2 protein-coding genes and 2 rRNA genes are annotated in these 4,144 nt (G+C 38.2%); all 4 read left to right on the forward strand.

Annotated features, from left to right (window positions below; all coding sequences use genetic code 11):
• Positions 1-126 (forward strand): 23S ribosomal RNA (locus ACN6NF_RS25445); the annotation flags it as partial.
• A 150-nt stretch (positions 127-276) separates the two neighbouring features.
• A 5S ribosomal RNA gene (gene rrf, locus ACN6NF_RS25450) occupies positions 277-393 on the forward strand.
• A gap of 457 nt (positions 394-850) precedes the next feature.
• Entirely contained in the window at positions 851-1,336 is a 486-nt protein-coding gene (locus tag ACN6NF_RS25455; protein ID WP_474320319.1) for a hypothetical protein, read from the forward strand.
• A 635-nt stretch (positions 1,337-1,971) separates the two neighbouring features.
• The gene (locus ACN6NF_RS25460; RefSeq protein WP_474320320.1) at positions 1,972-2,874 is read left to right on the forward strand and encodes a tyrosine-type recombinase/integrase; all 903 of its coding nucleotides are present in this window, start codon (positions 1,972-1,974) and stop codon (positions 2,872-2,874) included.
• Positions 2,875-4,144 lie beyond the last annotated feature (1,270 nt).

Consider the following 4,144-nt stretch of genomic DNA (forward strand, 5'->3'; position numbering starts at 1 on the left):
GCCCCCCTCAAGATGAGATTTCCCAGTAAGTAAGACCCCTTGAAGACGACGAGGTAGATAGGTTGGGGGTGGAAGTGCAGTAATGCATGGAGCTGACCAATACTAATCGGTCGAGGGCTTATCCTAAGATAAGACGCAAGGAAGTTTCGGGTCCAGTTTTCAGGGTGTAACACCTTGAAGGTATGTAGAAGTACATACGACAAGCGTACGGCTATTCATTCACACAATCTGTGATGACGAATAACCCTACGGAAGAATTTACACCGTAAATTCCTGTTTGGTGGCGATAGCGGAGGGGTTCCACACGTACCCATCCCGAACACGACCGTTAAGCCCTCCAGCGCCGATGGTACTTGGACCGCAGGGTCCTGGGAGAGTAGGACGTTGCCAAGCACAAAAAAGAGCACAGCCTTAATGGCTGTGTTCTTTTTTGTTTTCTTCCAAGTTTGAGTCGGTATTAGAATTGCTATTTGCCCACGTTCTTATTAAAAAGAACAGCCAAATATCCTAGTGACCTACTCCTGTGTTTCTAATCAGACTATTAAATTATTTACCTCTACTTTTTAGGTGAATAATCACTAAGAGGAAAGAAACTGATTGACTGTCTGAGACCAATTCAGTTCGTCAACCGTCTCTCAAAGTTTACGTTTCCTAACGTCTTAGTAAGCGGAGAATTGGATGAACATAGAGTTTATGCGAAAGCGGCTTAGGATGTGTTCGCGGTGGAAAAGAATACATTAAAGGTGTTGCTAAAGAGAAATTATTTTTATATTTGACAATATATTGTATTCAGAGGCTCGAAATGTTATATTTTTTTTGAAATTAATTCATTTAACAAGGAGATTTTAATATGAAAAAAGAGATTTTAGCTTCTTCACTTGCTCTGGCCCTTTTTATACTACCTACAGGAGTAACAGCAGCTCAGTCTCATCATGTACAGGCATCTCCTTCTCTACTATTTGAAAAGTACGCGACAACAGATGAATTTAGTATTTTCGCTACTGGCGACCTGCTTGTCGATAGTGGTGATCAGTATGTTCTAAATAAAGGGTATGATAGTTATAATTTTGATTTTACAGAGGAAGATGGAAATACTCTTCGTATAGGATATGTTAGTAAAAATGCTCCAACTTCCGTGAGACTTTATTACTATCCTGATTATGAAAATAATCCGAATAAGAGAGTAGAAGTGGCAACATATAATGCCACGAAACAAAATAAATTTACATTCACAAAAACTGTTTCTTCACCTAAATATGGACATTACGAGATATTTGTGTATTCAGGGAACGGTGATGGCGGAGAAGAATATAATTTGAGAGTTAGAGGGATGTAATAATGGATTGAACAAGAAGGGAATTGTTCCTGCCCTTCACGCTGTTTAAAAATTACTAATCGTATTTTAATAATTGTCTTTCAAAAAAATATGTACGAACGTGTATTATTCATTGAAGATCAACGTAAAAAGAAAGTCTTCAGGAAGGGACATCCTTTTTACACATCCCCCACACAAGGTATGCAGAACGAAACGAAAAGATTAGCTTACACCGATAACTGAGCGCCTGCGCCGGGAGAAAGAGCCTGCGTAGGCGCTCGCTTACTTTTGAATTTGAAAGTTATTAGGGAAAGTAACAACCTAGGGCTGATCCAAAAGATGCACCTATAAATGCAGATCTTCTTTTGGGCGATATATTAAGTGCTTCATGCTTATGATGAATGATACCTAATCACTAAGGGGGGTTATATGTACATTTTAATAGTTTATATAGCATCATAGGCTGCTTGTTATCCTGAAATTTCTAACTACGCCTCAAAACATATCATAGAACATGAATTTTGTTATTCGTCATCTTCTCTATACAGAAGATGACGAGATTTGATATAATAGAAGAAACGAGGCCGCATTCGACCGTTTCATAAGGCTAAAAAAACTCGTCATCTTCTATAAATAGAAAAAGAGGGATCCTCAAAATGTCTCAACTGTTCGAAAAATTTATTCAGCATCTGCAGGAATCCGGGTTAAACGATCGGACTATTCAAAATTACAAAGCGACCTGGAGTAAATTCTGGAAGTGGATGCTTGAGACGGATACGGATCTCGATGATCCAGGGTTGGCGACTCAAAAAGATATCGCAGATTACAAACGTTACATGCTGGATTTTGGTGGAAGGGGAGGACGGCCGGCAAAGCCAAGTACGATGCAGCTGACCTTTGTTCACTTGAACGCTATCTTCAATTATTTTGCTTCTCAAAATCTGATCCCGGACAATCCGGTCGGTCCAGTGAAAAAACCACCGGTGGCAAGACGGACCCCAAAGTGGCTTTCACGGAATGAACAGAATACTTTTCTGCGGGAAGTACGAAAAGACGGAAGCAAAAGGGACTTTGCCATTGTGGTTACCTTGCTGCGTGCAGGCCTGCGAGTCCATGAATTGTGTGAAATGATGAAAACGGAGCTCTCCATAAATCCGCGGTCAGGAAGCGTGTATATTCGAGGGAAAGGATACAAGGACCGGGAGGTTCCGCTGAACGCGGAAGTTCGCTCTGCTTTGGAGAGTTACCTGGCGGATCGGATCGATGATAGTCCTTATGTATTTGTGTCTCAACGTTCCAAAAGATTGGCCGTCCGTGCGGTTCAGCATTTGGTGGAGAAGTATCGCAGACGTATCAGGATAGAACACTTAACCTGTCACGCCCTAAGACACAGCTTTGGACATGACCTGGTCGTGTCCAAAATTGATCTGCAGCAGGTGGCAACGCTGATGGGACACTTCAAAGAAGATGGTACACCTAATATTCAGATGACCATGATTTACACGACACCAGGCGTTGAGGATTTGACTGCAGCGGTAGAGTCAATTAGTTGGACGTAGTGAAGGTTTAATTTGATATTGGGGATGATCATATGAGCAGAGTAGATGCGGAAAGGCTGCTGACTGATTTAACTCACGGATTATTGTTTAGCGACCAAGGGAAAAGACTGGTTTACTGAGGGGAGCCGATGAGATTATGGAGGCGCAGCTATGTATAAGTTAGATGTCCAAATCTATCTTTTACCGATAACGTTGCCTTATATGAGGGAAATCATAGCGTAATTAATAGAAAAATTATAAAAAAACATTCCACCCATATAGAATTGTATTTTTGTCATCTGAATACATATAAATGCTTTTTTCGATATACGAAGTACTGTACTAGGCAACTATCTATAGTATATAATATAATAGAACTCGGGAATGCTATAAAGCTCCGTTATATGCAGGTCCTCCGTAATTAAACGGAGGGAGGCGAAAATATGGAGACAGTAACAATCGTATCAAGCATAATTATGATAATTTTTACAGGCTTCAATTCTCTATTGGCGCTGTTAACGTATATCTGTTTGATTAAAAAATAGTAAGAGGATTACCCCACCGACCAAAGTTTGGTAACCCTCTTACTCTTCTGTTTTTCTTTTAGTCACCGGATTACTTACATATACAAGCTTATAGTTTCCCGATGATTTAAACCGTAACCATTTCAGGTTGCGGTTTTTTTTTGAGATAATATATAAATACGATTTCGCCTTTACATCTTTATTCTCATATTTTATATAAATAAAGTATAAATATGCGATTTCGTATTATCTCTTTAAAAAGATAGTAGCCAATTTCTGAAACTTATTTAGGTACGACAAAAAAGCTTATAAGCAAAAAAGTTAGAGTAGTTAGAATAAAGGAATATCTTTAGTTTGGAATTCTAGATAAAGATTTAAGTGTATAATTCGGATTCAACTTTAGAAAGAAGACTAGATAAAATTTGTTATTTATTTAGACACGACAAATAGAGTTATAAAACAAAAATAATTAAATAGAGAACTTGTAGCTTCATTGTAACATTAAATACTTTTGTTTTCTACATCATTATTTTTACTTGTTAACATAAAAAAAATTTAAAGAAGTGAAAGTGAGAAGGAGAAGAAAGTTTGAAGATCTGATTCTAAATCAGATTTAGAATTGAGAAACTATCTAAGAAGAAGTGAAGGTTAACAGGAGAAGAAAGTTGAAGATCTGATTCTAAATCAGATTTAGAATTGAGAAACTATCTAAGAAGAAGTGAAGGTTAACAGGAGAAGAAAGTTGAAGATCTGATTCTAAATCAGAT

This window comes from Paenibacillus sp. TSM33 (genome assembly GCF_056099025.1).